The organism is Cereibacter sphaeroides 2.4.1 (assembly GCF_000012905.2).
Lineage (GTDB): Bacteria > Pseudomonadota > Alphaproteobacteria > Rhodobacterales > Rhodobacteraceae > Cereibacter_A > Cereibacter_A sphaeroides.
This window is the reverse complement of record NC_007494.2, coordinates 901,832-926,493: the sequence shown is the minus strand read 5'-3', so window position 1 is coordinate 926,493 and position 24,662 is coordinate 901,832. Positions and strand designations below refer to the sequence as shown.

Annotated in this window: 35 protein-coding genes and 1 tRNA gene; 22 read left to right on the top strand and 14 right to left on the bottom strand. The window is 70.1% G+C overall.

What is annotated here, in order from left to right; all coding sequences use genetic code 11:
* Window positions 1-4: 4 nt before the first annotated feature.
* From RSP_RS19740 to RSP_RS19730, 3 genes are all read left to right on the top strand, one after another.
* Window positions 5-1,333 carry an aspartate aminotransferase family protein gene (locus RSP_RS19740; RefSeq protein ID WP_011339635.1) on the top strand — a complete coding sequence of 443 codons (1,329 nt, stop codon included), beginning with the start codon at window positions 5-7 and terminating at the stop codon, window positions 1,331-1,333.
* 40 nt (window positions 1,334-1,373) lie between these two features.
* Entirely contained in the window at window positions 1,374-2,168 is a 795-nt protein-coding gene (locus RSP_RS19735; protein ID WP_011339634.1) for a BKACE family enzyme, read from the top strand.
* Between the two features lie 384 nt (window positions 2,169-2,552).
* A tRNA-Val gene (locus tag RSP_RS19730) sits at window positions 2,553-2,628 on the top strand.
* 63 nt (window positions 2,629-2,691) lie between these two features.
* Here the strand turns inward: RSP_RS19730 and RSP_RS19725 are convergent.
* The 14 genes from RSP_RS19725 to RSP_RS19665 form a co-directional block, all read right to left on the bottom strand.
* The gene (locus RSP_RS19725; RefSeq protein WP_227590673.1) at window positions 2,692-3,675 is read right to left on the bottom strand and encodes a tyrosine-type recombinase/integrase; all 984 of its coding nucleotides are present in this window, start codon (window positions 3,673-3,675) and stop codon (window positions 2,692-2,694) included.
* Entirely contained in the window at window positions 3,567-3,815 is a 249-nt protein-coding gene (locus RSP_RS22780; protein ID WP_227590672.1) for a helix-turn-helix domain-containing protein, read from the bottom strand. The genes RSP_RS19725 and RSP_RS22780 overlap by 109 nt, the downstream gene beginning before the upstream one ends.
* A gap of 118 nt (window positions 3,816-3,933) precedes the next feature.
* A complete protein-coding gene (locus RSP_RS19715; protein ID WP_011339632.1) occupies window positions 3,934-4,650 on the bottom strand; it encodes a hypothetical protein in 717 nt (238 codons plus the stop codon).
* 305 nt (window positions 4,651-4,955) lie between these two features.
* Window positions 4,956-5,420, bottom strand: coding sequence for a DUF4326 domain-containing protein (locus RSP_RS19710; RefSeq protein ID WP_227590657.1), 465 nt, complete (start codon window positions 5,418-5,420; stop codon window positions 4,956-4,958).
* On the bottom strand, window positions 5,413-5,667 hold the full coding sequence (locus RSP_RS19705; protein ID WP_011339630.1) for a hypothetical protein: 255 nt from the start codon (window positions 5,665-5,667) through the stop codon (window positions 5,413-5,415). The genes RSP_RS19710 and RSP_RS19705 overlap by 8 nt, the downstream gene beginning before the upstream one ends.
* Before the next feature lie 230 nt (window positions 5,668-5,897).
* The gene (locus tag RSP_RS19700; protein WP_011339629.1) at window positions 5,898-7,007 is read right to left on the bottom strand and encodes a phage Gp37/Gp68 family protein; all 1,110 of its coding nucleotides are present in this window, start codon (window positions 7,005-7,007) and stop codon (window positions 5,898-5,900) included.
* Entirely contained in the window at window positions 7,000-7,203 is a 204-nt protein-coding gene (locus RSP_RS19695) for a hypothetical protein (protein WP_023004254.1), read from the bottom strand. The genes RSP_RS19700 and RSP_RS19695 overlap by 8 nt, the downstream gene beginning before the upstream one ends.
* 2 nt (window positions 7,204-7,205) lie before the next feature.
* Window positions 7,206-7,400, bottom strand: a complete 195-nt coding sequence (locus RSP_RS19690) for a hypothetical protein (protein ID WP_023004252.1) — start codon at window positions 7,398-7,400, stop codon at window positions 7,206-7,208.
* Between the two features lies 1 nt (window position 7,401).
* Window positions 7,402-7,554 (bottom strand): hypothetical protein, encoded by a 153-nt coding sequence (locus tag RSP_RS22295; RefSeq protein ID WP_017140296.1) that lies wholly within the window; start codon window positions 7,552-7,554, stop codon window positions 7,402-7,404.
* Between the two features lie 96 nt (window positions 7,555-7,650).
* Complete coding sequence (locus RSP_RS19685) at window positions 7,651-8,637, bottom strand: DUF2303 family protein (RefSeq protein ID WP_011339628.1); 987 nt, start codon at window positions 8,635-8,637, stop codon at window positions 7,651-7,653.
* Window positions 8,638-8,655: 18 nt separating this feature from the next.
* Window positions 8,656-9,015 carry a hypothetical protein gene (locus RSP_RS19680; protein ID WP_017140295.1) on the bottom strand — a complete coding sequence of 120 codons (360 nt, stop codon included), beginning with the start codon at window positions 9,013-9,015 and terminating at the stop codon, window positions 8,656-8,658.
* Between the two features lie 232 nt (window positions 9,016-9,247).
* The gene (locus tag RSP_RS19675; RefSeq protein WP_011339625.1) at window positions 9,248-9,580 is read right to left on the bottom strand and encodes a hypothetical protein; all 333 of its coding nucleotides are present in this window, start codon (window positions 9,578-9,580) and stop codon (window positions 9,248-9,250) included.
* Complete coding sequence (locus RSP_RS19670; protein WP_011339624.1) at window positions 9,577-9,774, bottom strand: hypothetical protein; 198 nt, start codon at window positions 9,772-9,774, stop codon at window positions 9,577-9,579. Before RSP_RS19670 ends, RSP_RS19675 begins: the two co-directional genes overlap by 4 nt.
* Before the next feature lie 356 nt (window positions 9,775-10,130).
* Window positions 10,131-10,886 carry a S24 family peptidase gene (locus tag RSP_RS19665; protein ID WP_017140294.1) on the bottom strand — a complete coding sequence of 252 codons (756 nt, stop codon included), beginning with the start codon at window positions 10,884-10,886 and terminating at the stop codon, window positions 10,131-10,133.
* Here RSP_RS19665 and RSP_RS19660 point away from each other — a divergent pair.
* From RSP_RS19660 to RSP_RS19570, 19 genes are all read left to right on the top strand, one after another.
* Window positions 10,885-11,121 carry a hypothetical protein gene (locus RSP_RS19660; RefSeq protein WP_017140293.1) on the top strand — a complete coding sequence of 79 codons (237 nt, stop codon included), beginning with the start codon at window positions 10,885-10,887 and terminating at the stop codon, window positions 11,119-11,121. The genes RSP_RS19665 and RSP_RS19660 overlap by 2 nt on opposite strands.
* Complete coding sequence (locus RSP_RS19655) at window positions 11,121-11,462, top strand: hypothetical protein (protein ID WP_011339622.1); 342 nt, start codon at window positions 11,121-11,123, stop codon at window positions 11,460-11,462. The genes RSP_RS19660 and RSP_RS19655 overlap by 1 nt, the downstream gene beginning before the upstream one ends.
* Before the next feature lie 104 nt (window positions 11,463-11,566).
* The gene (locus RSP_RS22490; RefSeq protein ID WP_227590656.1) at window positions 11,567-11,719 is read left to right on the top strand and encodes a hypothetical protein; all 153 of its coding nucleotides are present in this window, start codon (window positions 11,567-11,569) and stop codon (window positions 11,717-11,719) included.
* Window positions 11,720-11,855: 136 nt separating this feature from the next.
* On the top strand, window positions 11,856-12,377 hold the full coding sequence (locus RSP_RS19645; RefSeq protein WP_011339620.1) for a DUF1937 family protein: 522 nt from the start codon (window positions 11,856-11,858) through the stop codon (window positions 12,375-12,377).
* A complete protein-coding gene (locus RSP_RS19640) occupies window positions 12,374-12,841 on the top strand; it encodes an AsnC family protein (protein WP_011339619.1) in 468 nt (155 codons plus the stop codon). Before RSP_RS19645 ends, RSP_RS19640 begins: the two co-directional genes overlap by 4 nt.
* Window positions 12,838-13,125, top strand: a complete 288-nt coding sequence (locus RSP_RS19635; RefSeq protein WP_011339618.1) for a helix-turn-helix domain-containing protein — start codon at window positions 12,838-12,840, stop codon at window positions 13,123-13,125. The genes RSP_RS19640 and RSP_RS19635 overlap by 4 nt, the downstream gene beginning before the upstream one ends.
* Window positions 13,122-13,775 (top strand): hypothetical protein, encoded by a 654-nt coding sequence (locus RSP_RS19630; protein ID WP_002723274.1) that lies wholly within the window; start codon window positions 13,122-13,124, stop codon window positions 13,773-13,775. Before RSP_RS19635 ends, RSP_RS19630 begins: the two co-directional genes overlap by 4 nt.
* A gap of 219 nt (window positions 13,776-13,994) precedes the next feature.
* Window positions 13,995-14,579 carry a hypothetical protein gene (locus RSP_RS19625; protein ID WP_011339617.1) on the top strand — a complete coding sequence of 195 codons (585 nt, stop codon included), beginning with the start codon at window positions 13,995-13,997 and terminating at the stop codon, window positions 14,577-14,579.
* Between the two features lie 11 nt (window positions 14,580-14,590).
* On the top strand, window positions 14,591-15,412 hold the full coding sequence (locus tag RSP_RS19620) for a hypothetical protein (RefSeq protein ID WP_023004245.1): 822 nt from the start codon (window positions 14,591-14,593) through the stop codon (window positions 15,410-15,412).
* A 112-nt stretch (window positions 15,413-15,524) separates the two neighbouring features.
* Complete coding sequence (locus tag RSP_RS19615) at window positions 15,525-16,241, top strand: hypothetical protein (RefSeq protein ID WP_011339615.1); 717 nt, start codon at window positions 15,525-15,527, stop codon at window positions 16,239-16,241.
* Window positions 16,242-16,369: 128 nt separating this feature from the next.
* Window positions 16,370-17,026: a terminase small subunit gene (locus tag RSP_RS19610; RefSeq protein ID WP_017140290.1), complete on the top strand. Its 657-nt coding sequence runs from the start codon at window positions 16,370-16,372 to the stop codon at window positions 17,024-17,026.
* Entirely contained in the window at window positions 17,026-19,188 is a 2,163-nt protein-coding gene (locus tag RSP_RS19605) for a phage terminase large subunit family protein (RefSeq protein ID WP_011339613.1), read from the top strand. Before RSP_RS19610 ends, RSP_RS19605 begins: the two co-directional genes overlap by 1 nt.
* Window positions 19,185-19,394 carry a phage head-tail joining protein gene (locus tag RSP_RS19600; RefSeq protein WP_002723266.1) on the top strand — a complete coding sequence of 70 codons (210 nt, stop codon included), beginning with the start codon at window positions 19,185-19,187 and terminating at the stop codon, window positions 19,392-19,394. The genes RSP_RS19605 and RSP_RS19600 overlap by 4 nt, the downstream gene beginning before the upstream one ends.
* On the top strand, window positions 19,394-20,884 hold the full coding sequence (locus RSP_RS19595) for a phage portal protein (protein ID WP_011339612.1): 1,491 nt from the start codon (window positions 19,394-19,396) through the stop codon (window positions 20,882-20,884). The genes RSP_RS19600 and RSP_RS19595 overlap by 1 nt, the downstream gene beginning before the upstream one ends.
* The gene (locus RSP_RS19590) at window positions 20,881-22,227 is read left to right on the top strand and encodes a S49 family peptidase (protein ID WP_011339611.1); all 1,347 of its coding nucleotides are present in this window, start codon (window positions 20,881-20,883) and stop codon (window positions 22,225-22,227) included. The genes RSP_RS19595 and RSP_RS19590 overlap by 4 nt, the downstream gene beginning before the upstream one ends.
* Window positions 22,228-22,362: 135 nt before the next feature.
* Window positions 22,363-22,752: a head decoration protein gene (locus tag RSP_RS19585; RefSeq protein WP_011339610.1), complete on the top strand. Its 390-nt coding sequence runs from the start codon at window positions 22,363-22,365 to the stop codon at window positions 22,750-22,752.
* An 81-nt stretch (window positions 22,753-22,833) separates the two neighbouring features.
* On the top strand, window positions 22,834-23,856 hold the full coding sequence (locus tag RSP_RS19580) for a major capsid protein (RefSeq protein ID WP_011339609.1): 1,023 nt from the start codon (window positions 22,834-22,836) through the stop codon (window positions 23,854-23,856).
* Between the two features lie 10 nt (window positions 23,857-23,866).
* Window positions 23,867-24,193 carry a head-tail joining protein gene (locus RSP_RS19575; protein ID WP_011339608.1) on the top strand — a complete coding sequence of 109 codons (327 nt, stop codon included), beginning with the start codon at window positions 23,867-23,869 and terminating at the stop codon, window positions 24,191-24,193.
* On the top strand, window positions 24,190-24,612 hold the full coding sequence (locus RSP_RS19570) for a hypothetical protein (RefSeq protein WP_011339607.1): 423 nt from the start codon (window positions 24,190-24,192) through the stop codon (window positions 24,610-24,612). The genes RSP_RS19575 and RSP_RS19570 overlap by 4 nt, the downstream gene beginning before the upstream one ends.
* Window positions 24,613-24,662: the final 50 nt, after the last annotated feature.

The following is a 24,662-nucleotide window of genomic DNA, read 5'->3' as shown; positions in this document are numbered from 1 at the left end:
CCCGATGCCCGGACATATCTTCGGCCGCTCCACCCGGGGCAGCCTTCCCGTCGCCGCTGAGGGCGAGGGCTGCTACATCCTCGATACCGAGGGCCGGCGCTATCTCGACGGGTCGGGCGGGGCGGCGGTCTCCTGCCTCGGCCATTCCAACGCGGCGGTGCGCGCGGCGCTCCACGACCAGCTGGACCGGCTGGCCTTCGCCCATACCGGCTTCTTCACCTCCGAACCGGCCGAGCGTCTGGCCGACCGGCTGGCGGCGGCGGCGCCCGAGGGGATCGAGCGGGTCTATCTCGTCTCGGGCGGATCCGAGGCGGTCGAGGCGGCGCTGAAGCTCGCGCGGCAGTATTTCATGGAAGTGGGCCAGCCCGGCCGGCACCGGGTGATCGCCCGCCGCCAGAGCTACCACGGCAACACGCTCGGCGCGCTGGCCGCAGGCGGCAACGAATGGCGCCGGGCCCAGTTCGCGCCGCTTCTGGTCGAGACCTCCCATGTCTCGCCCTGCTACGAATATCGCGGCCGGGCCGAGGACGAGAGCCTCGAGGCCTACGGGCTGCGCGTGGCCGACGAGCTGGAGGCCGAGATCCAGCGCCTCGGTCCCGAGACGGTGATGGCCTTCGTGGCCGAGCCGGTGGTGGGGGCCACGGCGGGCGCCGTGCCGGCCGTGCCGGGCTATCTCAAGCGCGTCCGCGAGATCTGCGACCGGCACGGGGTGCTGCTCATTCTCGATGAGGTCATGTGCGGGATGGGCCGGACGGGCCATCTCTTCGCCTGCGCCGAAGATGGCGTGGCGCCCGACATGATCACCATCGCCAAGGGTCTCGGCGCGGGCTACCAGCCCATCGGCGCGCTTCTGGTTCAGGGCCGCATCTACGACGCCATCGCCGCGGGCTCGGGCTTCTTCCAGCACGGCCACACCTACATGGGCCATGCGATGGCCGCCGCCGCGGCCAATGCGGTGCTGGACGAGATCGAGGGCCGCGATCTCCTGCAGGCGGTCCGGCGGCAGGGCGCGCGGCTCGAGGCGCTCCTGCAGGAGCGGCTGGGCCAGCATCCCCATGTGGGCGACATCCGCGGCCGCGGTCTCTTCCGCGGCATCGAGCTGGTGGCCGACCGCGAGACGAAGGAGCCGTTCGATCCGGCGCGGAAGCTCCATGCCCGGATCAAGGCCGAGGCCTTCGCAGGCGGCCTCATCTGCTATCCGATGGGCGGCACCCTCGACGGGGTGCGGGGCGACCATATCCTGCTCGCGCCGCCCTTCATCATCTCGGACGCCGAACTCGACGAGCTGGTGGACAAGCTCTCGGGCGCGCTCGACCGCGCCCTCGCGGCATGAGCGGGCGCGACGGGGCGCCGGTCTCAGGGCGGCGCGGCTGATGGCGGTGCTGCCCCGGATCATGCTGGCGCCGACCGGCGCGCGGCTCACCAAGGCCGATCATCCCGCCCTGCCGGTGACGATCCCCGAGATCGTCGCGGCGGCCCGCGCCGGACGGGCGGCGGGGGCGGACGGGCTTCACGCCCATGTCCGCGATGCCGAGGGGCGGCATGTGCTCGATGCGGGCCTCTATGCCGAGCTTCTGGCAGAGCTCGACCGCGCAGCGCCGGGCTTTCCGGTTCAGGTCACGACCGAGGCGGTGGGGCGCTACACGCCGGCCGAGCAGCGGGCGCTGGTCGAGCGGCTGCGCCCGGCCTCGGTCTCGATCGCCTTCCGCGAGATCTCGGCCGAGCCCGATCCGCGCCTGACGCGCCGCTTCTTCGCCTTCTGCGCCGAGGCCGGCTGCCACGTCCAGCACATCCTCTACGACCTTACCGACGTGGCCGGCCTCGCGGCCGCCGTGGCCGATGGCACCGTGCCGGAGGCCCGTCTTGCGGTGCTGATCGTGCTCGGCCGCTACACGGCGGGCCAGCGCTCGGCTCCCGAGGATCTGGAGGCGCCGGTCCAGCGCCTGCGCGACCTGCTGCCCGAGGCGGACTGGGCCATCTGCGCCTTCGGCCCGCACGAGACGGAGTGCCTCGTGGCCGCGAGCCGGAAAGGTGGCAAGATGCGGATCGGCTTCGAGAACAACCTCCTGCAGGCCGACGGGACGCCCGCCGCCGACAATGCCGCGCGCGTGGCCGAACTCGTGGCGGCGCTCGAAGCCGCGGGGCAGGGGGCCGGCACACCGGTGTAGCGCGCAGGCTGGCCGTCGCGATGAGGGCCGGGAGCGGCTGAAGGCGCTCGAGATCTCCCCGGCCTGAGATAAGCCGGGCCTCAGGCCGACGGGCGATGGGATCGGCGGGCACTATCGCAAGCCCGGTCACGGCGTGGAGGGAGCGTTGCTCCATCGTCATGGCGCCTCGATCTGGCTTCCGCAGCGCCACCCCGCGCGGTCACCTCACCTGCGCTGCGTCGTCCGCCGCTGGATCGGGGAATGATCGTGCCACCCCCTGCTCCTCGTCGGGAGTGTCGGTGTCTGGTGCGCGTTCTCCCCACACCGCGAATCGGGACCTTCGGGCTGCGATCGGGCGTTGCCCGCTTGCAGACCGGCCTCCGGCTGGGGTAGAGGGCAGGCGATGGGTGGTTAGCTCAGTTGGTAGAGCGTCTCGTTTACACCGAGGATGTCGGGGGTTCGAGCCCCTCACCACCCACCATGAAAACACACGGTTTTTTCTGGAAGTGCGAGACGCGCTCGGGTTCATTGAACCTACGCGCGGTCATTTCACGACCCGCAGAGCCCCGAATTCCAGCGCATCCGCGGCCTTCCGTAGATGCTGCGGAGAGAATCGCGCATAGACGCTGGAGGTGATCTGCACGTTCGAGTGGCCGAGATATTGGCTGATCTCGTCCATGGGCACGCCGGCCTCGGCCATGTGGACCGCGGCCGTGTGGCGCAAGGTGTGCAGCGTCACGTCCAACAGGCCGGCATTGGAAACCGCCCGCAGGAAGCCCTTGCGGATGCACTTGACCGGCCCGCCCGCCCACTCGATCACATGATCAGACAGCGCGGCCGCGCGGGCGGATGTCAGCGCGGCGCGGAGTGTGTTGTTGATCGGCACCGTCGCCCGGCCTTTCCGCGGCCCCTCGGCTTCCACCCGCAGCCGGATCTGCCCACGCTCGAGGTCAACCCGATCCCATGTCAGCTCCAGCACCGCACCGACGCGAGCCGCCGTCGTCAGCAGGACGGTGATCGCCAGCTTGATGTGGGGCTCGCACTCGGCCTCCATCAGCCTCGAAACCTCGGCGTGCGTCAGATAGCGGTCGCGCGGCGCCGGCTTGGCTGGCCTCTCGATGTGCGGCGCCACCTGGATCAGGCCGCGCTTGGCCGCCCAGAGCAGGCATGTCCTCAGGTGGCCGAGCTCCGTCCAGACGGTGCCGACGGAGACCGTCTTGCGCCGTGCCTTGGTGTAGCTCCGGCAGGCTTCCGGCGTGATCTGATCGGGCCGCAGCGCGCCGAAATGCGGCAGGACCGCGTTGCCGCTGGACCGCATGTTGCGCTCGACCGGGCGGCCCTTGCGATCGGCAAGATAGGCCGCCCACAGGTCTCGGACGGTCGTCGCCCCGGAGGGCAGGGTCTCCCTGCGGATCCGGTCTAGCGCCTCGACCTCGGCTTCCGCTCGCGTGCGTGCGTCAAGACGATAGCGCCTTCGGGCTCCATCCTCCCACCATGAGACGACGAACCGCCCGTTGAGGCGGCCGATCCGATACTCGCGCATTCGTAGTCCTCCACTGATCGTGCTGGGATTCGGATCATGCGTCCCACCCTGAACCCGGACAAGCGGCCGGACTTGACCAGCTGGCGCACGGTCTCGGCCGAGCAGCCCCAGCGGTCCGCCAGCATGTCAGGGGTGAAAGGCCTCGTGTCGCTCATGCCTGCCTCCTTTCCCGGCGCATCCGCGCCATGTCCCTCATCGTGATCTCGACAGCTCCAGCGGCCACGGACCGATCCCACGGTAGGATCACGCCACGGCCTCCTCTGCGGCCCATCCGCTCCACTGATCGGCGCAGGCCTCGGCCACGCCCTCGAAGGTGCGGCTGCGGAATTTCCAGCGGCCGGGCCCCGGCGGCGCGCGGTGGACGGCCGACCAGCGCTTGTGCTCGGGCGTGCCGGGCCGGGGCGGCGTCAGCCGGTCGGTGGCGGCGAGCCGCGGCAGGCCGCGCAGATAAAAGCTCGTCGCCTTGAAGAAGGGCTCGCCGAACCACCAGGGCTGCACCGTCTGCGGCCGCGGCAGATCTGCCGGCAGACGAGCTCGCGCGTGCGGGTTCATTACCGGGTTTTCGACCGCCACGCGCGGCACCGGCGCCTGCCAGCAGGCCGCAAACAGCGCCGCGCCGCGGTCGAGGTCGGCCCACAGGAAGGCCAGCCGCTCCTTGCGACCCATCCGGGCGAAAGCCTCGCGCTCCGCCGCCGCATAGGTCTCGGGCAGGCGCTTCGAGGGCTCGTGCAGCCACCGGACGCCGCTGTTGCAGAGCCGCGTGCAGGGCGGGTGCGCCACGATCAGCAGGTCCCAGCCGTCTGACAGATGGTCCCGAACGTCGCCCACGATATGGCGGTTCGACCGATCCTCGGCCGGCAGGAGGTCGCAGGACCACACGTCATGCCCGCGGGCGACAAAGGCCCGGCGCATCACGCCCGAGGTCTCGCAGCCGATCAGGATGCGCAGGGGCTTAGCCATGCTGCACCTCCGGCAGGTACCGCAAGGCGGCAGGCGACACGTTGCCCGCAGATGTGGGGAGGCTGCTATGCCTGGGGGCCGGACGACCTACAGGTCTTGCATGTCCGGCGCGGATGACCCCTCGCGCCCTTGGGCGCAAGCACAGGCTAGTAGCGCAGGCGGGTGCTGCCGATCCTGCGGGGGCGAGTGGGATGTTCAGTAAGTTGATGAGTTTATTTGCTCGATAGTGCATGTATGCACCAATATTGGTTAAGTAAACGCTACCACTTTCGATTGAATCAAAAGCCGGACAAATTACCCAAGGATCAGCCATTGGCGATCTCCAGCAGCACGTCGGCATGACAGGGCGCACCGGGCTGGCACCAGCAGGCGAGGTCTTTGCCGCGCAGTTCGCGGATCACATCCTCAACGGTGGTCCATTGCGCCGGGATCTTCCCCTTCGGCCACGGCAAGGGAACTGGTGACCAGCAGCCTTCCTTCTCGAGCAGCATCCGAAACGACTGGACGGCAAGCGCCGGGTCCATCGGCTTTTCCAGCGCGCCGCCCGGGTGGTTGACCACAAACGGGTTGCCCCACTTGGTCGAGCGATCAACCTTCACGGCGCCGGGCGGCATCCGCCATCCTTTCGCGCGGGAAAGCTGGATCCGCCGTGGCTTGCCGCCTGCAACCGCGCCTGTATCCTGCGCGAACCCGGTCGCAGGGGGAGCCGTCCCTGCGCTCGCAGCGGGCACGTCCGTCCTCCGTCCCTGCCGGGTGCTGTTCTCAGCCATTGGCGTGCCCCTCGATCACTTGGGGCTCCTGCCGGCCCCGTGCCGGAGCCTCGAGCGTCTTCACCGCCGTCAGATAGAGGCGGACCCCGTTGAAGATCTGCTTCGCCACGGCGGCGCGGGCGAGCCCATCGGCCGGGCTGATCTTGCCCGCACGCATGTCGCGCAGATCCTCGGCAAGGCCGGAGATCATGCCATGCAACCCGAGGCTGTCGGCTACGGGGGTCGAGGCGTAATCACGCGGTTCCATAGTGCCTCCTGTAGTGCTGGTGGGCCGCCTCGGTGTGCAGGGCCTCCGCGAGCGCGGAGAACACAGAGAGAAGCCGCCGGTCCCGGAAAGTCCCGGGCGCGGGAACGACGGACCCGAAGGTCTGCTCGCACCAGCGGCAGACCGGTTCCACCGGCCACGTCTGCACCGGTCCCGGCCAGCGGTAGTCGCGGTGCTGTCCGCAGATCGCGCAGGTGAAGGGGCGCGGCCGGTCAGGACAGATGGGCATGCGCCAGCTCCGGCATCTCGTCCCAAGTGCGGCCGTCGAGGCGGCGGCCGGCGGCCCGCTTGCCAACACGCCGAAGCGACCAGCCCGGGCCGCCATTGTCGTTCGCGTTTCCGGCGCCGATCGAGCCGTCCGGCCAATAGGTCACGTCGCCCGGATGTCCGGGGAGCAGCTTGTCTGCCCGCGCCCACTCCCCCCACTGCTTGAACAGGAACGGCACGCCCGCGGCCTGCGCCTGATCCCGTAGGGAACGTGCCCAAGCCGGATGCATCGGCCGCGCGTGGCGCCCGCTCTCCCCCCCGACGATGATCCAGTCGAGGCCGCGCAGCTTTTCTGCGCCCGGGCTGAAATGACCGCGCTGCAAGAACCCGGCAGCGATGCCGAAGGGGTGTCCCAGCGCCCATGCCACATCCATCGGCCCGAGCAGCGGTTCGAAACTCCCGAACCGCACCGCTGCGGACGTAGCGAGCAGGTCCGGGATCCGCTCATCCGCCCGCTGCTGATCCTCGGCCGAGACGCCAAGCCAGACGTTTGGAAGGGGCTTTCCTGCCTCGAGGCAGGTGCGCGCAGCGGAAAGAGCGTCCTCGAGCGCTGCGGTCTGCGCATGCCATGCCGGGCTGCCGTTCGGATCGTCGTCACACGCCACGCGATGGTCAGCGTCCCGCCACTCGTCGGCCTCCTCCAGAGCGTAGATGTCGAGCTTCGATACATACCCCCGCATCCGCGCCGCCCGCTTGGTCAGCACCTGAAACGTGTGCTGCGGGGCCAGCGCCATGACCGCGAACACCCGGTCGATCCACTCGTCCGGCACCGCTTCGTGGAACAGGTCGGCATGGGCGCAGACGAAGATCCTGCGCGGGCGCTTCCAGCGCAGCGGCTGCTCGAGCCATTGCTCATTGAGGCGGACCTCGCCCGTCCAGGCGGCGACTCCGGCCGCGTTGCGCCGGGCCAGCCCCGCACGGCTCGGGTGCTGGGACAGGCGCGTTGCCGCGAGATCGGCCGCATAGCAGAACTGGCAGCCGGGCGAAGCGAGCGTGCAGCCCGTGATCGGGTTCCATGTCGCGTCGGTCCATTCGATGGTGCTGGTCTCAGCCATGCTCTGCCCCCACCACCTCGAACACGCGCCCGGTCGTACAGCCGAGACGCTGTGCGATCCGCCGGGCGATGCCGATCCGGTCAAGGGGCATGGGCTGGCCGCCCGGCAGATGCGGGGACACGGCGGCGATGGCGTCGGACCACGCGGAGAGGATCTCGTCGCGCGCGAAGGTGTCGATCTGGTCATGATCGAGCATGCTCAGTCCTCGCCCCAATACGACATGTCGGCGTCGGCACAGGCTTCCGGGCCATCCTCGCGCTGGTGGTCATCGGCCCAGTAGCTGGGCGCCACCTCGCGGGCGTAATCGGCGATGGATGAGCCATCGTCGAAGGTCGGGCCGGCGACCGAGACACACCGCGCCACGAAGGCCTCGACGAATTGCTCCTTCGTCATCTCACCCGCGCTCATGGCCGGCCCCCGGTCTGGCGCCATGGCAGGCGCAGTCATCGTCGGCGCCGAGGCAGCGGCAGTGCGGGCGGCGGGCTTGGCGGACGATCTCCTGGTGGAGCTGGTGCAGGAGGAGATCGGTGGCGGGGATGAGGGTCATGGGGGCTCCTGTATCCTCGGAGGAAGAGGCCCCGGCCCGCAGGCCGGGGAGTTGCAACGGGAGGGTGCGCGGATTGCCCGCCGCGCCGGGGTCGCGTCAGGCCCTCTCGGGCTCGCCGCGGAACAGCGGCAGGCCGGTGGCCTCCGTCGCCTCGTGGAGCGCCTCCTCGATGGCGTCTTCGAGGGCGATCTCCGCGTTGTGGAGCGAGAGGATGAACTTCACCTCGGACCCCGCCTTGCGGTAGCGGAAGCGGACTGGGATGCGATAGGCCGCGCCGCGGTCGAAGATCGGGATCGCGATCATGAACAGGTTCGGGATCTTCAGCGGCTGGCCGTCCGGCTCGCGATGCTCGTTGATGAACTGGATCGAGGTCTCGCCCGTGTCGCGGTTCAGGGTGGCGGTCAGGTTGCTGACCTCGTGCACCTGGAAGCTGCGCGAGAGCTGCACCAGCGTCTGATACTGGCCGAAGCGCCCGTTCAGCTGGCGTGCGACCTCGATCATGCGGACCTCCCACGGCTCGACATTTGCCGCGCCGATATGGCCGTTCAGGAGGTTCGGCGTCGGGTCGAGCAGATCCTTCGCGTTGGCCTCGATGAACTCGCCGAACTCGGCCTTGTCGAGCGCCTTGTTGTTGACGCCGGTCCAGAGCTTCCATTCCTTCGACATCGGGAAGGTATAGAGCGCCCGGTGCCGGCAATGGCTGGCCTTCGGATCGCGGGTCTCGTGATCCATGACCGGCGCGCCCGCACCCATGTAATCGGCGATGCAGGTGAGGCTCGGCGCCGCGCCGATGTCGGCGAAGAGGGCCGAGGTCTCGCCCTTGTGCCGGTTCGCCCAGGCGATGAGGCTGGCCAGATCCTGCAGCTTCGCCGTGCCCGCGCGGCGCCACGGCTGGAGCTTCGTCGCCAGCCGGTCGACCGCCTCCGTCAGATCGACGTGGCGCATGTCGTCGGGGATGGCGTAGTGCGAGGCGGCGGGCGCAGCACCCGGCAGGTGGTTCAGGATCTCGACCGGCTGCGCCATCTTCGGCAGCACCTCGTCCAGCGCCGTCTCGAGCACGTTCTTCGCGGTGTTCTCGTCCATTTTCTGTCCTTCTCGGGGTTACTCGTCCGCGCCGGGCGTGCGCAGCTGGCGCCGGCCGGCAACCTCACGGATCTCCATTCGCGACTGGTTGGGGTTCGCGATGGTCAGCCCGCCGCCGTCGGCGGTCCATGCGGTGGCTTTCGCCTTGGGCGTCCTGGGCTTCGTGACCTTGTGCTCGATCGCCAGATCGATCTGGCCGAAGCGGTCGGTCGTGTAGCTGATGGTGATCTGCAGCTTGCCGCCCGCCTTCGTGCCGTAGGCCTGGCTGAAGTTGACGATCTCGGAGATCAGGTCGTCATTCTCCTGCAGCAGCAGCGGCTGATACTGGCCGTTGTCGGCCAGCGAGATGATCTGATCGAGGGTGCGCAGTTCGCTCATGGGTTTCCTTTCGGGCGGCGGCGCGGGTTGCGGGTTCGGTAAGGCGTTCATCTGCTCCTCTCGGCTGCACATGGAGCCGCCCCGGGCGGGACGGCCGAGCTGCAGCCGCGTCATGAGGTGCGCAGGATCTCGGGAACCTCGGAGGCGAGCACGCGCCAGGCGCGGCCCGTCTTCTTCTCGTAGGCCGCCCAGCCGGTGCCGCCCTCGGTGCGGTAGAAACCGAGTTCCATGCTCACATGCCCCGCATGGCCGCGGCCTGCGCGCGCATGGTCGCGGCAACGTCGGTGGCGTGGGCCCAGAGCACGGTGGCGACGAAGAGGAAGCCCAGGAGCGCCAGCGCCCCCAAGAGCAAGCCGGTCAGGTTCGGCCCGAGCGGGCTGGGCCTGCTCGTCCGGAAGGTCGGCCGCGGCACCGCACGGTGCAGCGGGCGGCCCATGGCGATGGCCAGCTCGTGATCCGTCAGAAGGCGGCTGGCGGCCTCGCGGATCTCGGGCGTAGGCGCGTGCTCGGCGTGATGCCGAGCCATGTTGAGGGCGCGGGGCGAGAGGGGAAGATCCTGTTTCATTGTTCGAGCGCCTCCCGCGCCTGGGCGAGGATGGTGTCGACCTCGGCCCCGGGCTCCTCATCGGCAGTGTCGAGTTGCGGGAGCCCTGCCTCGGCCGCGGCGAGCAGCCGGCGCAGCTGCGGCTCGGTCAGGTCGAGGAGAGCGAAGCGGCCAACCGGCGTCGAGGCCGGGTAGCGGATGGCGGTGGCGGTCATGGCCGGCCCTCCGCAATGTGGTAGCGGTTGCCAGAGGGGCACAGGCGCGCCCTGGCGTTGGCGAGCAGGCTGGCCCAAGCCAGCGGCTGGAGGATCATGGGCAGTCTCCCGTCAAATGCACGGTCAAGGATCGGCCGTCTGACGAGAAGCTATTGGGGGAGTTTCCCCATGTCAACGCTCTAATGGGGATTTACCCCCACTTGCATGCAGAATCGTGCCGGCCTCCCCATCGGCTCCCACTGCCGGCGGGTAAAGGACGGCTCTAAAGCCGGGCACCCCGAAACCCGCGGAGGCGGGCGGAAAGTGAATTGTGCTTTATGACGGAGCGAAGCAGACGGCCTGACGACCAAGCGCCATCAGACGTAGACCCGCTCCACATAATCGGGCGAAAGCGTCAGCAGCACAGGCGCTGCCCACTTCAACCGGACGCCGTGCATGTTGTCTGCATCCGGGTTCAGCGACAGGAGGCTGAAAGTGCCCTCCTGGCTACCCACCTTGACAACCTTGAGCCATGCCCTTCCGTCAGCGTCCTCGCAGACACAAGGGGTGTTGAGCGCCTCGACCGGCACGCCCTCTGCGGCGGCGCGCGTGTAGAAGAGCACCGATCCAGGGCGATAGAGCGGCATCATGCTCTCTCCCTTGACCTCTACCGCAACTATGCCGTGTGGCTTCAGCTGCGGGGGGCGGGCGACGTGGTACATTCCATCGCCCTTCTCGTAGGCGTCTAGGAGGTCAACCCGCGCACCCGCACCCACGCAGCCCGCCACCGCAATGGGCGCGTGAGCCGGACGCGCATTCAGATCTCCCGTCATGCCGATCTGAATGATCTCATCGACCGTTCGCCCAAGCTCTCTGGCCAGGGCGTAGGCGTTGGCGACCTTAGGCGATGACTCGTTGCGGATCAGATCTCGCACGCCAGACTCGCCCATGCCTGCAGCTACCGAGAGCGGCTTCATCTTGATGCCCTCAGCCTCCATGACGATCTGCAGGCCACGCACGAAGGCGTCCAGGGTCTTTTTCTGCATGTGGGGAAAGTGCCCCATACCCCAGCTCCGTTCCATGGGGAAGTTCCCCTTGCCAATATGGGGGAGTTCCCCCATATTGCCCGCCATGGAACAGCTCATCTCAGACATCGAGGCCCATTGCGCGGCGTGCGGGATCAGTCCGCAGAAGCTGTTGCGCGAGGCCATCAACGCGAAGTGGGGACAATGGCAGGACTGGAAGGACGGCAAGTCCAGCCCGACCATGAAGGTTGTGGATCGCCTGCGCGCCCACATGGCGGGCGCCGAGATGACCGCTACCGGTCATGGGCTGGTCTCTCAGGAAGAAGCAAAGGGGGCAGCGTGATGACCTACGCCGCCCCCTTCGCCCGTCATGAAATCGCTTCGTCATCAAAGCCTCTCGCCAAGGCACAAGATGGAGCGAACATGCGGAAAAATCCTGCCAATTCGGACGAGCACGCCAGAACGAGCCGAAAATGGTTTTCGAACCTGCTGCGCCGAGCCTTTCCGGCCAACTCTGAGGCTGAACTGGCCGAGCGCGCAGCGCCCGTGCTGGGGGTGAGCACCCGGCAGGTGCGCAACTGGCTGCGCGAGGACCACGATGCGTCCCTCCGCTACGTCACCGCCGTGATGATGATCGCGGGCGCGGAGGTGGTCTTCTCCCGGATGGAAAGCCGCCAGCCATGATCCGGGTCTGCTGGCACATCACTAGGCGCTTCTACGAGGTGCGGGCCAGCCGCGCCTCATCCAAGGGCCTGACGGATAAGCATCGGCATCTGCAAGGAAAAGCCATGAAGTATTCTTCCCTGATCGAGCACTACGAGGCGCATCACAAGAGCCCAGAGCCGCAGGAGCGTCGCCTGCCGTCCGGCTGGTGGCTGATCGTGGCCGCGCTTGCCTATGCGCTCGTCTACGTCCTCGCGACATGGGCCGTCCTCGCATGATTACCGCCGCCGCGGCCGTGCCTGCCTTGGCCGCGGCCACTCAGCCGGGGGCGCTCGCTCCTTCTGCCCCCGGCCTTTTCCCTTCGGCGCGACCCTCCTCTGCGGCGGGGCAGGGACCTGCGGGAGCGGTGCGTCAATGACCGCCTCCCTGCACCTCTCTTTGCCGCCGCCCGGCAATCCAGACTGGACCGCGCTCTATGCTCATCCCGCCCGGGACGCGGGGCTCCTGCATTTCGGCGCCGGCCCGGCGCTGGTGGCGCGCCGCGCGAAGCTCGGCCGGCCGGTCTATCTCGCCACGCCCTACAGCTTGCGCGCCGTGGACCGGGAAGGCCGGTGGTCGGCAGACATGTCGGCTGCGGCCATGGGCGATGCCGGGCGCGAGATCGTGCGGCTGCAGCAGGTGGGCGTGACGGCGATTTCGCCCGTCGCCCTCTCGGGCGTGGCGGTGCATGCCACGCTTTATCCTCGGCCCATGCTCGATCCGCTCGATGCGGTGCTCTGGGCCGAATGGTGCCGCCCGATCCTCGATACATGCTCCGCCGTCGTGGTGCCCGACATCCGCGGCTGGTCGCGCTCTCTCGGGATCTGGCACGAGGTGCGGGCCGCGCTCGCGCGCCAGACCTCGGTCTTCGTCTATGCGGAGGGGCCGGAGCGATGACCCACCGCGGCAGGATCACGAGCGAGGCCGAGCTGCGCCGGTTATGGGCGGACCCGAGCCTCAGCATCTCCGAGATCGGGCGACGGCTCGGTATCAGTTATCAGGCGGTCCAGCAGCGGGCCGCGCTGCGCGGGCTCGGCCCGCGGCCGGTGGCGCCCAACGAATGGGCGCGCTGGGTGCCACCTTCGGACTTCGCCGAGATGTGGCGCGCGGGTGTGAGCCTGCGCGACATGGAGGCGGCCTTCGGCGTGGCGCACAACACCATCACGAAAGCGGCCCGGCAGATGAAGCTCGGGCGCCGACGGATCTGCCGCTGGAGCGCGCTGCCGCTGGCCGAGTTCCGCCTCCGCCAGCGCCTCGCCGCGGCCGCCGCCGAAACGCGGGCGGCGATGGATTTGCGCGAGATGGTGGACCGGCCCTATCACGGCAGGAAGCGCTGCCGCATCGAGACGAGGGCCGCATGACGCCCGAAGACGCCGCCCGCGCCGCCCTGATCCGCACCCGCTGCCATCCCGCGCGGATCACCGAAATCATCGCCGAAGTCGCAGAGGCGACGGGCTGGGAGCCGCAGGAGATCACCAGCGCGCGCGTGTTTCCGGGCCTCGTCCAGGCCCGCGACCTCGCCTGTTTCATCGCGCGTCGCGAGGGCTTCTCGCTGACCCAGATCGGCAACGTCCTGCGGCGCGACCATTCCAGCATCAGATCGGCGCTGCAGCGCGAGCAGCGGCGCCGGGGAGGGACATCATGACAGCGCACCCGCGATCCGTTCCCGCAGGATCCGCGCCCCGGCTGATCGAGGCCGGGCACCTGCCGGACTATCCGCTGGACCCGAACCAGCGCCTCACGACCCATTTCTTCATGGCCTGGCACCATGACCGGTGGCTGAACAGCCGCTTCCGGCTCTCGGCCCCGCCCGATGTGCGCGGCCTCGCCTTCGACCTCTTCTGCCTGAGCCAGAAACAGACCCCGGTCGGCACGCTGCCCGATGACGATGTGCAGCTCGCGGCGCTCCTCATGCTCGACCTGAAGGCCTGGCAGTCCTACCGCTCGCGCGACTGGTCGCCGCTCTACAAATGGGTGCCCTGCCAGTGCGACGGCGAGGTTCGCCTCATGCACAGCGTCGTGGTCGAGATCATTCTGGAAAGCCTGAGCCTGCGCGAGAAGCGGCGCGTCGAGGGCGAGACCGGGCGGCGCCGGAAGCGCCTCGCGCGGCTTCCCGACCAGATCCTCGATGCCGGCGGCACGCGGAAGATGGCGGCCGATCCGGGGCTGCTCGAGCGCATCGACAGCTGGCTCGTCCAGTTCTGTCCCGGCAACCGGACCCGCGACATGGTGCGCCGTGCGCTCGAGGCGGATGCGCTGGCGCAGGCCGACGCCGTGCAAGGCATTGGAGCGTAACGGTTAATTCTGTCCGCCGGACAGAATGGGGACAGAACGGGACAGAATGCGGACAGAACCGGACAGAACCGGACAGAACCGGACGGAAGCGGCCGCCTCGGGCCGAATTCTGTCCGGCGCATAAGACAAGACAGAGACAAGACAGAACAGAGTTCCGAAACGCCCGGAACCGGTTGGCGAAGCGGCAGGCGTGGCAGTGCTGAGAAAGGGAACGGGGCCATGAGTGGAGCGAAGGCGGAAGACCGGGCGCGGGTGAAGGCGCTGGTGGTGGATCGGCTCGAGCAGGCAGGAATGGCGCGCCGGCGCGGCGTGTCCGCGGCGGTGCATGAGGCGACGATGGGGCGGATCTGCGAGCGCCTCGCCTACATGAGCGACGACAACCTCATGACGCTGGCCGAGACCCTGCTCGACAGCGCGCCGGATGGCGTCTGGCCGTCCGAGCTGGTGATCCGGGAGTTCGCGCGGGGGCTCCAGGAGCCACCCGCGGCGGAGCGGCGGATCGTGACCAGCTGGCTCGCGTCGATCGAGGGGCCGAAGGCCGAGGCGGGCGGGCATCTGGTCGAGCTTTACCGCTGGCTCCTGAAGCATCCGCGCCCGCCCATGGCCATGGATATGCGCGGGATCCGGGAGCAGGCGGCGGAGAACGCCCGGCGCTGCGAGCTGACCCGCGACCGGATCGACCGGGAGACGGCAAGCCCGGAGGATCGGGGCTGGCTCGAGCAATATCTGCGGGATCGGGATGCGGCCCGTGCGCTGGTCGATGCCGGCCGCGGGCGGAAGGACGAGGAAGGGACGGCGGCATGAAGGCGGCGGGAATGATGAACGCAATGCAGGGTGATGGCCGATCGGATGTGCAGCGGCGGATCGAGGCCATGACGGTGGCGAGTGGCGGCGGTCGCAAGGCATCGGCTGCGGCCGTCGCGTTCTCGGCCGAGGATGAGCGGCAGCGTCTCGCGGCCATGCTCGCAGCGGCCACGCCTCCGGAGGCGATGCAGGCCGCGCCCGTGGCCCCGGCCCGCGGGGCGCAGCGTCTGGTGCCGAACGTGACCGTCCTGCCGGGCGGCCTGCGCCGGATCGAGCCGGGGCACTGGGAGGCGGCCGACGTGTTCGATGCCATGACCCGCTCGGCCTGGCTGAAGCACGAGGCAGCTGTGGAGAAGGCGCGGCTGGCCCATGAAGAGAGCAAGTCGGAAGAAAACTTCACCGCGCCCGTCTTCGAGCCTCCGTTCTCGCCGGGGCAGATCGCCATGGCGCGGCATTACCGGGGCCTCGTCGAGCGTCATTCGGCTGGCGGCGTCAGGTGCTCGTCGGCCGAGGCGCTGCTCGCCGGCGGCGTCTCGGGTGGGGGAGACCGCGACTGGATGGACGGATATCTGCGCGAGGGCGAGGAGCTAGCCCGGCTGCGCGCCCGCATCGGCACCGGCTCGGCCATGGTGGTGCGCCGCATCCGGCCAAGCGCCCGAGGCAGCAAGGCCAGCATCGCTGATCGGACGCTGGTCGATATGGTCGCGCTGTCCGGCAAGACGCTGAGCGAGGTGCTGGCGGCGCATGGCTGGGCGAAGTGCACCGAGCATCTTGGCGCGCTCCGGCTGGCCTTGGCCACCGCGCTGGACAGGATGCAAGGGTATCGGACATGACGCTGAACGAAGGGGCTTGACGCTTAACTCACTCGCGTCCATGTTCTTCGTCATCATCCACCATAGCGCCCGCCGGTCACCCGAGCGGGCGCTTTGCATTCCGGGGGCGCCGATGGACCTGTCTCTTCGAATGGAGGATGGCGGGATCGGCCGGGCGCTGGCGCAGCTCGGCGGCCCGGATCTGCGTCGGGCGGTGAGCTGGGCGCTGAACGACACGGCGCAGGATGTGCTCGGCCATGTGCAGGAGCGGATGGGGCAGGTCTTCGACCGGCCGACGCCGTTCACGAAGAACGCCTTCATGGTCTGGCGGTCGACGCCGCACACGCTCGAGGCGGCGGTGCAGGAGCGCCCGAGCGTCGGTGCCCGGCATTACCTGAAGGTGCAGGAGCGGGGTGGCCCGCGCGGCCGCACCGGGTTCGAGACACTCCTCGACCGCAGGCTCTCGTTCGCGGGCGACCTCCGCTCGGTGATCCCGGCCGACAATGCCCGGCTCGATGCCTACGGCAACTGGTCGCGCGGCGAACGCAATCAGGTGCTCTCGGCGCTGCAGGCGCAGGGCGATGCGCGGGCCAACACGACGGCAGGGTCGAAGAAGCGCAACCGGCGCCGGGCCAGCTACTTCGTGCCGAAGGCGGGCCTCACGCCGGGGGTCTACAAGCGCACGGCCGGCGGGCAGCTGGGGATCGTGGCCGTGCTCTCGCCGAAGGTGCCGGTCTATCAGCAGCGCCTTGGCTTCTACGAGGGCGCCGAGGATGTGGCGCGGGTGAAGCTGCCCCAGCACCTCGGCCGGACCCTCGGTCGGGCCTTCGGCAAGCGGTTCGGGGGCTGATCCCCCTTCGGGTCCTCCCCCCGAGGGGTCCGCACGCGGGTAATTCGCACCCCGTCACAGATCGAACCGCCCGATCCCGCCGGGGTGCAGGTTGCGGTTCTTGTTGTTGTTTCTACAGGAGAAAGCCCGTGCTGACCACCGTCACCCTCGTCGACGGGAGCGTGCTCGACCTCGCGGCCTGGCCGCTCCCCGAGGGGATGGAGGACGGCACGCTCAACCGCGCGCAGCTCGCCCGCGCCTTCTCGGTCTCCGAGAACACGATCACGAAGTGGATCTCGCAAGGCATGCCGGTCATGTCCGACGGGCAGAACGGCGTGGCCTACGAGTTCCGCCTCCGGCACTGCTACGCCTGGCGCATGGAGCGCGACGCGCGTGCCCGCGCGGCCAAGGCCCAGGGCGACAGGCTTGCCGCTCAGGCCGCACTCGCCTTCCGCAACCTCGACGAGGATCAGGCCGAGGAGGAGGCGGAGCTCACCGCGGACGATCTGAAGAAATGGTCCGAGGCCGAGTATCACCGCAACCGGGTGGCCGAGCAGCGGGGCGATCTGGTGCGGGCAGGCCGGATGCGCGAGCTCCTCGAGGAGCTGATGGTCTCCTTCGGCAATGCGCTCGATACGCTGCCGGACTTCTGCGAGCTGAACTTCAGCCTCTCGGCCGAGCAGGTGGCGAAGCTGCAGGAGCGCTGCGATGCGGCCCGGATCGACGCGCGGGCGCGGATCGAGGCCGCGCTCCTGCGGCCCGGCGAGGTCGTGGCCATGGGCGCGCAGAAGGCGCTCGATCTCTGATGGTCGAGATGCTCGACCGCGGCATCGGGCGGCTCACCCGCATTCCGCCCCTGCCGCCCTTCACCGCCCCCGAGGAGATCCTGGCAGACGCGCTGCCGCTCCTCGATCCGCCGAGCCGGGTCACGGTGACCGAGGCGGCCGAGCGGCACATGCGCGTGCCGGTGCAGGGCAACTGGGTGCCGTTCGACCGGGCGGTGACGCCCTATACCGTCGAGCCCGCCGACATGACCCAGTCGCGCCGCTTCAAGGCCGTGGTCTTCCTCGGGCCGTCGCAGAGCGGCAAGAGCCAGATGATGCAGTCGGTCTCGGCCCATGCCGTCACCTGCGCGCCGGGCCCGGTGCAGGTCATCCACATGACCAAGACCGATGCCGACGCCTGGGTCGAGGAGAAGCTCGACCCCACGATCCTGAACAGCCCGGCGCTGCGCGAGCGCCTGGGCACCGGGCGCGACGACAGCACCTTCAGCCGCAAGCGCTTCAAGGGCATGCGGCTCACCATCGGCTATCCGGTGCCGAACCAGCTCTCGAGCCGGTCTCAGCGCCTCGTGATGCTCACCGATTACGATCACATGCCCCAGAAGCTCGGGCCGAAGGACAGCCCGGAGGGCTCGCCCTTCGGCATGGCGCTGCAGCGGATCCGCACCTTCATGAGCCGGGGCTGCGTCCTGGCCGAGACCTCGCCCGCCTTCCCGGTGGACCCGAATGCGGACTGGGCGCCGCATGCCGGCCATCCGCACATGCTGCCGCCGGCCACGGCCGGGCTCGTGCCGATCTACAACGAGGGCACGCGCGGGCGCTGGTACTGGGAATGCCCGGACTGCGGCGATCTCTTCGAGCCGCGCTTCGACCGGCTGCATTACGATGCGGATCTCGATCCGGGCGCGGCGGGCGAGCAGGCGATGATGGAATGCCCGCACTGCGGAACGCTCATCGCCCACCGTCACAAGGTCGGCCTCAACCGCGCCGCGCTCGAGGGTCGCGGTGGCTGGCTGCACGAGGGCCGCCACATCGAGGCGAACGGGCGCCGGGCGCTGGTCCGGATCGACGATCCCGACATCCGACGCACGCCCATCGCGAGCTACAGTCTGAACGGGGCCGCCGCGGCCTTCGCCTCGTGGGAGGAGCTGGTCCAGCGCTACGAGACCGAGCGGCGGCGGTTCGAAGCCTTGGGCGACGACACCGACTTCGCCCGGGTGCATTACACCGACATCGGCGTGCCTTACCGGCGCCCCGAGGCCGAAGAGGAGGGCGCCCTCACGGCGGCGCAGATCCGCGAGCACATGCGCAGTCAGGAACGGCGCGTGGCCCCGGCCTGGACGCGCTTCGTCACGGTCTCGATCGACGTGCAGGGCAACCGCTTCGAGGTGCTGGTCATGGCCTGGGGCGCGCAGGGCGAGCGGATGCCGATCGACCGGTTCGCGGTGGCGCAGCCTCCCGACCATGCCCCGCGCGCGAAGGGTGACGACGAGCGATACCGGGCGCTCGACCCCGGCCGCTATGTCGAGGATGCCGATGCGCTCCTCGATCTGCCCGAGCGTCTCTATCCGGTGGAGGGGGCGAGCTGGAGCCTGAAGCCCTGCGCGCTGGTGATCGACTTCAACGGCCCGGCCGGCTGGTCGGACAATGCCGAGAAGTTCTGGCGCGCGCGCCGGCGCAACGGTCAGGGCGGGCTCTGGTGGCTCTCGATCGGCCGCGGGGGCTTTCAGCAGCGCGACCGGGTCTGGCACGAGGCGCCCGAGCGGGGCTCGAAGGGCAGGCGCGCGCGCGGCATCAAGCTGCTGAACATGGCGACCGACCGGATGAAGGAGAGCGTCCTCGCGGCCGTCGGCCGGTTCGAGGGCGGTCAGGGCGCCCAGCATGTGCCCTCCTGGCTCGAGGCGGAGCATCTCGACGAGCTCCTCGCCGAGCGCCGGGGCGCCAAGGGCTACGAGAAGCGCCAGGGCGCTGTCCGCAACGAGACGCTCGATCTCTCGGTGCAGGCGCTGGCCGTAGCGGAGTTCAAGGGGCTGAACCGGATCGACTGGCAGGCGCCGCCCGCCTGGGCCGAGGCGGGGCCCGCCAACCCGTTCGCCGTGGCCGTGTCCGCAGCTGCGGCAGAGGCCGCACCGGCCCCGCGCCGGCGCGCGCGGACCTCGCGCTCGCGATACATGGAGGGATCATGACGCTCGACGATATGGAGCGGCGGCTCACGGGGCTGCTCGACATCCGCCACCGGGGCGTGCGGTCGGGCTCGGTCGGGTCCGAACGGGTGGAGTATCAGAGCGATGCCGATCTCGCGCGGGCCATCGCCGATCTCGAACGGCGCATCGCGAAGGCGCGGAAGACGGCGCGCCGGGTGATCCGGCCCTATGCGGTGAAGGACCTGTGATGGCGGGCCCCTTCCTGCGCCGGCTCGGCGCCTGGGTCGGCGGGTTCGACGCGGGTCTCGCCAACCGGCGCCTGCGCGGCTTCCGTCCCGCGCGGGCGCATGTGAACGCGCTTCTCGCCGCGGCCGGGCCCGACATGAACGCCCGCGCGCGCTACCTCGTGCGCAACAACGGCTATGCCCAGGGCGCGCTCGACAGCTGGGCCGCGAACACGGTCGGCACCGGGGTGAAACCCTCCTCGCTCATCGCGGCGCCGGCGCGGAAGGCCGCCCTCCAGCGGCTCTGGCAGGACTGGACCGACGAGGCCGACGCCGAGGGCGTGACCGATTTCTACGGCCTGCAGCGCCGCATCGCGCGCGAGTTCTTCCTCACCGGCGAATGCTTCGTGCGCCTGCGCGCGCGGCGGCCCGGCGACGGGCTCACGGTGCCGCTCCAGCTTCAGTGCCTGCCCTCCGAGATGCTGCCGATCGGCAGGACCGAGGTGCTGGGCGGCGGGCGCGCGATCCGGCAGGGGATCGAGTTCGATGCGGTGGGCCGGCGGGTGGCCTATCACTTCCATCGCCGCCATCCGGGCGATCCGACCGAGCCGGGGCTTGCGGGCGAGACGGTGCGCGTGCCGGCCGAGGATGTGCTCCACATCGTCGATCCGGTCGAGAGCGGGCAGCTCCGCGGCGTCTCGCGCTTCGCACCCGCCATCGTGAAGCTCTTCCTGCTCGATCAGTACGACGATGCCGAACTCGACCGGAAGAAGGTCGCGGCCATGTATGCGATGTTCATCACCTCGAACGATCCGGATGCGGCGCCGCTCGAGGGCGAGCTGGGCGATCAGGTGGCGCCGGGGCAGATCGTGCGTCTCGACCCGGGCGAGGACATGAAGGTGGCCGATCCCGCGGATTCGGGCGCGACCTACGAGCCCTTCCAGTACCGCACGCTCCTGCAGGTCTCGGCCGCCCTCGGCATCCCCTATGCTCACCTGTCGCAGGACATGGTGAAGGCGAACTACTCGAATGCCCGCACCGCGCTCATGGAGTTCCGCCGCCGGGTGGAGGCCTTCCAGCATTCGGTCCTCGTCTATCAGCTCTGCCGCCCGGTCTGGGCGCGCTTCACCGATCTCGCGGTGCTGACCGGAGCGGTGGGGCTGCCGGGCTATGAGCGGCGGCGGCGGGACTATCTCGCCTGCGAGTGGCTGCCGCCGAAGTGGCAATGGGTCGATCCGCTGAAGGACATCCGCGCCGAGATCGAGGAGATCGGCGCGGGCCTCAAGAGCCGGTCGCAGGCGATCGGGGAGCGCGGCTACGACGCCGAGGAGGTCGATCGCCAGATCGCCGCCGACCGGAAGCGCGAGGGGCGGCTCGGGCTCGACTTCCGCCGCAGCGCGCAGGGGCCTTCCGCGCCTGCGACGCAAGACGGGGCGCGCGCCGACGAGGAGGACGATGAGGACGACGACGGACGCGCGGCGGACCGCGACGCCGGCAGGAGGGCAGAGCCATGAACTATCCGATGATCGCGGGCCGGGTGTTCGGCACGCCGCTGCTGGTCGATCCCGTGAAAGGCGCGGCCTTCCTCGCGGGCCTCGGCCCCCGGCTCGTGAACGGGGCGCTCGAGCTGCGCGGGCTCGAGGAGCTCGCGCCCGACCGCGTGGCCGAGGCCGGGCGGATCGCGCCGCGCGCCTCGGTGCTCCTCGACGATGCGGGCGACGCCCGGCGGGAGGCGGGCCGGCCGCTCTACCTTGTGGAGGGCGGCGTCGCGGTGATCGAAGTCACCGGCACGCTCGTTCACCGTGGCGGCTGGATCGGCCAGTCCTCGGGGACGACCTCCTACGAGGGGCTGATGGCGCAGATCTCCGCGGCCGTGGCCGATCCGTCCGTGCGCGGCATCGCGCTCGAGATCGACAGTTATGGCGGCGAGGTGGCGGGGCTCTTCGATCTGGCCGACGCGATCCGGGCCGCGCGGGCGGTGAAGCCGGTGCGCGCCTTCGTGGCCGAGGCGGCCCTGTCGGCGGCCTATGCGATTGCAAGCCAGGCCGAGCGGATCGTGCTGCCGCGCACCGGCGCCGTGGGCAGCATTGGCGTGCTCCTCGTGCATGCCGACTTCTCGCAGGCCATGGCCGACCGCGGTGTCGCGGTCACGCTGATCCATGCCGGGCGGCACAAGGTCGACGGCAATCCCTACGAGGCCCTGCCCGAGGGGGTGCGCGCCGACCTGCAGGCCCGCGTCGAAGCCTCCCGCGCGCTCTTCGCCGAGACGGTCGCGGCGGGCCGCGGCGCGCGGCTCAGCCGACAGCAGGCGCTCGCCACCGAGGCGCAGGTCCTCGACGGTGCCGCCGCGGTGGCCGCGGGTCTCGCCGACGAGGTCTCCGATCTCCGGAGGGCCTTCGCCGCCTTCCGCGCCGAACTGTTCGATCCGCACCTTACATCCCCCCGGGCCGGCACGCCGGCCGCAGCCAAGGAGACCCCGACCATGACCGATGAGACCACGACCGGCGCCGCGCGAGGTACGGCCGCAGAGGGCAGCGCGCCCCCAATGGAGACCGCGGAAGGATCCGGCGGCGGCGCGCCGGCCGCGAATGTCGCCGTGGCCGAGGCCGCCGAACTGATCGAGATCGGCCAGCAGGCGGCCCGGCTCGGCCTGGCCGTCGATGTGGCCGACGCGATGCGCCGCGGCCTCTCGGCCGCTGCCCTCCGCCGCACCGTGCTCGACGGGCTGGCAGCCCGGGGCGACGGGGCCGACCTCGTGGCCCACGCCCCGACTGCTGCCGCCGGGCCGAAGGAAAGCCCGCTCCTCGCCGCCGCGCGCCGCACCGCCGAAGCGCAGGCCGCCAGCCGCCGGGCCTGACCCGGCGGCTGTGAGACGGGGGGCTAGACCGCTCCCCGCACGCACGCTCATCCGCCCGCATCGTTCCGAAGCCCCCGCCTCCCCATGGACCGCGGGCGCTTCCGCACGCCCTCACCCCCGAAAGGACCCCCGACCATGGCACCCCTGATCAAGCCGCCGAGCCTCGGCGATCTCGTGAAGTACGAGCTCGAGCCGAACTTCACCCGCGAGACGGTCACGCTGCGGGCCGGCACCGCCTATCCGCTGGGCGCCGTCCTGGGCCTCGTCGCCACCGGCCCCGACGCCGGCCGGTTCGCCTTCGCCGCGGACGAGGCGGAGACCGGCGAGACCGCGGCCGCGGCCGTCCTCCTTGAGCCGGTCGATGCGACGGAGGGAGAACGCCGCGGCACCGTCCTCCGCCGTGGCCCCGCGATCCTCTCCCGCGCGGAGCTGGTCTTCGACCCGAGCCTCGGGGACGAGAGCCAGCGGGCCGGCCGGATCGCCGAGCTCACCGATCTCGGCCTCGTCGTGCGCGAAACGGCCTGAGCCCCCGCCATCCGTCCCGTCCCATCCATTCTCCCCGGCGACCCGCCCGGCGCCGATCCCCGTTCCTGAAGGAGCCCGATCATGACGATCACCCGCAATCCGTTCGACGCCGGCGGCTATTCGCTGGCCGAGATGACCCAGGCCATCAACATCCTGCCGAACCTCTACACCCGCCTCGGCCAGATGGGCCTCTTCCAGTTCGAGGGGGTGACCCAGCGCAGCGTGATCATCGAGCAGGCCGAGGGCGTGCTCTCGCTGCTGCCGTCCCAGCCCTGGGGCGGGCCCGCGACGGTGGGCGGCCGCGAGCGCCGCTCGATGCGCTCCTTCGCGCTGCCCCACATTCCGCATGACGACGTGATCACCGCGGCCGATGTGCAGGGCCAGCCCGCGCTGGGGTCGACCGGGCAGGCCGATCCTCTGGCCGAGGTCATGACGCGCAAGCTCGCGCTCATGCGCCGCAAGCACGCGGCGACCCGGGAATATATGGAGATGAACGCGCTCCGCGGGGTGGTGAAGGACGGGGCCGGTCTCACGCTCTACGACTACTTCGCCGAGTTCGGGCTGGCGCGGATCTCGGTGGACTTCCTCCTCGGCACCGCGGGGACGAACGTCCAGGCCAAGTGCCGCGAGGTGCTGCGGGCGGTCGAGGAGGAGCTCAAGGGCGAGTCCATGACCGGCGTCACCGCCCTCGTGAGCCCCGAGTTCTTCGACAAGCTGATCGGCCATCCGAAGGTCGAGGAGGCCTACAAATACTACGCCTCGAGCGGGGCGCAGCCGCTGCGGCAGGACGTGCGGCGGAGCTTTCCCTTCGCGGGCCTCCTCTTCGAGGAATATGTGGGCTCGGTCACCCTCGCAGGCGGGGCCTCCGAGCGGCTGGTGCCGGCACAGGAGGGCACGGCCTTCCCGCTCGGCACGATGGACACGTTCCGCACCTACGGCGCCCCGGCCGATCTTCTGGAAGCCGTCAACACGATCGGCCAGCCGATCTATGCCCGCCAGCTCCTCGATCCGAAGGGCCGCTGGATCGATCTCATGACCGAGGCCAACATCCTGCCGGTCAACAAGCGCCCGCGTCTCGCGGTGCGGATCCTGACCTCGAACTGAGGCGGCCGCCATGTCCGTCCCCCTCGAGGGCATGGGCGCGACCCTGACCGCCCTCTTCGGCGCGCCCGTGAGCTACCTGCCGCAGGGCGGGCCCGCGCGCGACGTGCCCTCGATCTTCCGCGAGGAGCAGGTCGAGGCCGAGGATCCCGAGGGCCGGATCGTGCTCGTCATGGCGCCCACCTGGCGGGTGCGCCGCGATCTGGTCCCCGAGCTCGCGCGGCGGGACCGGATCCGGCTGGCCGACGGCCGGGTCTATGAGGTGGACGAGATCTGGCCGCCCGCGACCCCGGCGGCGGACGCGCTCACGCGCTGCACCCTGCGGAAGGCCGCGCCATGACCGGGCGCATCCGCTTCCGTCAGATCGCCCGCGCGGCGCTCGCCGCCGATCCGCGCATGGGCAGCTTCTCGCAGATCTCCGCCTGGGAAGCCCGGCCGAATGCCGACCGCCTGCCGCTCCTGATGGTGGTGACGCCGGTCGAGCGGGCGACCCAGGCCACGCTCTCCGCCTTCGAGCGCGCGACCGTCCTGCAGGTGGGCGTGAAGCGGCTCGGCCGAGACGATCTCGAGGATCTCCTCGACGCGGATGCCGATGCCGTCGAGGGCGCCATCTGCCGGGCGTTCCAGCAGGCGGCCATCGTCTGCCTGCCCGAGGAGGTGACGGTCACGCTCAACACGGAAGGCGAGCAGGCCGTAGGCACGCTGATCTCGAGCTTCCGCATCGTCTGGCGCAGGCCGATCCCTCGGCCCGCGCCCTGACCTTGCCCCGGTCCGCGGGCTGGCCTCGGCCGAAGAGCGGGCGATCCATT

Excerpts from the sequence above, each read along its gene's own strand:
- RSP_RS19740 (WP_011339635.1), top strand. The coding sequence starts at position 5 with ATGCCCGGACATATCTTCGGCCGCTCCACCCGGGGCAGCCTTCCCGTC.
- RSP_RS19735 (WP_011339634.1), top strand. The coding sequence starts at position 1,374 with ATGGCGGTGCTGCCCCGGATCATGCTGGCGCCGACCGGCGCGCGGCTC.
- RSP_RS22780 (WP_227590672.1), bottom strand. The coding sequence starts at position 3,815 with ATGCTGGCGGACCGCTGGGGCTGCTCGGCCGAGACCGTGCGCCAGCTG.
- RSP_RS19715 (WP_011339632.1), bottom strand. The coding sequence starts at position 4,650 with ATGGCTAAGCCCCTGCGCATCCTGATCGGCTGCGAGACCTCGGGCGTG.
- RSP_RS19710 (WP_227590657.1), bottom strand. The coding sequence starts at position 5,420 with ATGGCTGAGAACAGCACCCGGCAGGGACGGAGGACGGACGTGCCCGCT.
- RSP_RS19705 (WP_011339630.1), bottom strand. The coding sequence starts at position 5,667 with ATGGAACCGCGTGATTACGCCTCGACCCCCGTAGCCGACAGCCTCGGG.
- RSP_RS19700 (WP_011339629.1), bottom strand. The coding sequence starts at position 7,007 with ATGGCTGAGACCAGCACCATCGAATGGACCGACGCGACATGGAACCCG.
- RSP_RS19695 (WP_023004254.1), bottom strand. The coding sequence starts at position 7,203 with ATGCTCGATCATGACCAGATCGACACCTTCGCGCGCGACGAGATCCTC.
- RSP_RS19690 (WP_023004252.1), bottom strand. The coding sequence starts at position 7,400 with ATGACGAAGGAGCAATTCGTCGAGGCCTTCGTGGCGCGGTGTGTCTCG.
- RSP_RS22295 (WP_017140296.1), bottom strand. The coding sequence starts at position 7,554 with ATGACCCTCATCCCCGCCACCGATCTCCTCCTGCACCAGCTCCACCAG.
- RSP_RS19685 (WP_011339628.1), bottom strand. The coding sequence starts at position 8,637 with ATGGACGAGAACACCGCGAAGAACGTGCTCGAGACGGCGCTGGACGAG.
- RSP_RS19680 (WP_017140295.1), bottom strand. The coding sequence starts at position 9,015 with ATGAGCGAACTGCGCACCCTCGATCAGATCATCTCGCTGGCCGACAAC.
- RSP_RS19675 (WP_011339625.1), bottom strand. The coding sequence starts at position 9,580 with ATGAAACAGGATCTTCCCCTCTCGCCCCGCGCCCTCAACATGGCTCGG.
- RSP_RS19670 (WP_011339624.1), bottom strand. The coding sequence starts at position 9,774 with ATGACCGCCACCGCCATCCGCTACCCGGCCTCGACGCCGGTTGGCCGC.
- RSP_RS19660 (WP_017140293.1), top strand. The coding sequence starts at position 10,885 with ATGGAACAGCTCATCTCAGACATCGAGGCCCATTGCGCGGCGTGCGGG.
- RSP_RS19665 (WP_017140294.1), bottom strand. The coding sequence starts at position 10,886 with ATGGCGGGCAATATGGGGGAACTCCCCCATATTGGCAAGGGGAACTTC.
- RSP_RS19655 (WP_011339622.1), top strand. The coding sequence starts at position 11,121 with ATGACCTACGCCGCCCCCTTCGCCCGTCATGAAATCGCTTCGTCATCA.
- RSP_RS22490 (WP_227590656.1), top strand. The coding sequence starts at position 11,567 with ATGAAGTATTCTTCCCTGATCGAGCACTACGAGGCGCATCACAAGAGC.
- RSP_RS19645 (WP_011339620.1), top strand. The coding sequence starts at position 11,856 with ATGACCGCCTCCCTGCACCTCTCTTTGCCGCCGCCCGGCAATCCAGAC.
- RSP_RS19640 (WP_011339619.1), top strand. The coding sequence starts at position 12,374 with ATGACCCACCGCGGCAGGATCACGAGCGAGGCCGAGCTGCGCCGGTTA.
- RSP_RS19635 (WP_011339618.1), top strand. The coding sequence starts at position 12,838 with ATGACGCCCGAAGACGCCGCCCGCGCCGCCCTGATCCGCACCCGCTGC.
- RSP_RS19630 (WP_002723274.1), top strand. The coding sequence starts at position 13,122 with ATGACAGCGCACCCGCGATCCGTTCCCGCAGGATCCGCGCCCCGGCTG.
- RSP_RS19625 (WP_011339617.1), top strand. The coding sequence starts at position 13,995 with ATGAGTGGAGCGAAGGCGGAAGACCGGGCGCGGGTGAAGGCGCTGGTG.
- RSP_RS19620 (WP_023004245.1), top strand. The coding sequence starts at position 14,591 with ATGATGAACGCAATGCAGGGTGATGGCCGATCGGATGTGCAGCGGCGG.
- RSP_RS19615 (WP_011339615.1), top strand. The coding sequence starts at position 15,525 with ATGGACCTGTCTCTTCGAATGGAGGATGGCGGGATCGGCCGGGCGCTG.
- RSP_RS19605 (WP_011339613.1), top strand. The coding sequence starts at position 17,026 with ATGGTCGAGATGCTCGACCGCGGCATCGGGCGGCTCACCCGCATTCCG.
- RSP_RS19600 (WP_002723266.1), top strand. The coding sequence starts at position 19,185 with ATGACGCTCGACGATATGGAGCGGCGGCTCACGGGGCTGCTCGACATC.
- RSP_RS19595 (WP_011339612.1), top strand. The coding sequence starts at position 19,394 with ATGGCGGGCCCCTTCCTGCGCCGGCTCGGCGCCTGGGTCGGCGGGTTC.
- RSP_RS19590 (WP_011339611.1), top strand. The coding sequence starts at position 20,881 with ATGAACTATCCGATGATCGCGGGCCGGGTGTTCGGCACGCCGCTGCTG.
- RSP_RS19585 (WP_011339610.1), top strand. The coding sequence starts at position 22,363 with ATGGCACCCCTGATCAAGCCGCCGAGCCTCGGCGATCTCGTGAAGTAC.
- RSP_RS19580 (WP_011339609.1), top strand. The coding sequence starts at position 22,834 with ATGACGATCACCCGCAATCCGTTCGACGCCGGCGGCTATTCGCTGGCC.
- RSP_RS19575 (WP_011339608.1), top strand. The coding sequence starts at position 23,867 with ATGTCCGTCCCCCTCGAGGGCATGGGCGCGACCCTGACCGCCCTCTTC.
- RSP_RS19570 (WP_011339607.1), top strand. The coding sequence starts at position 24,190 with ATGACCGGGCGCATCCGCTTCCGTCAGATCGCCCGCGCGGCGCTCGCC.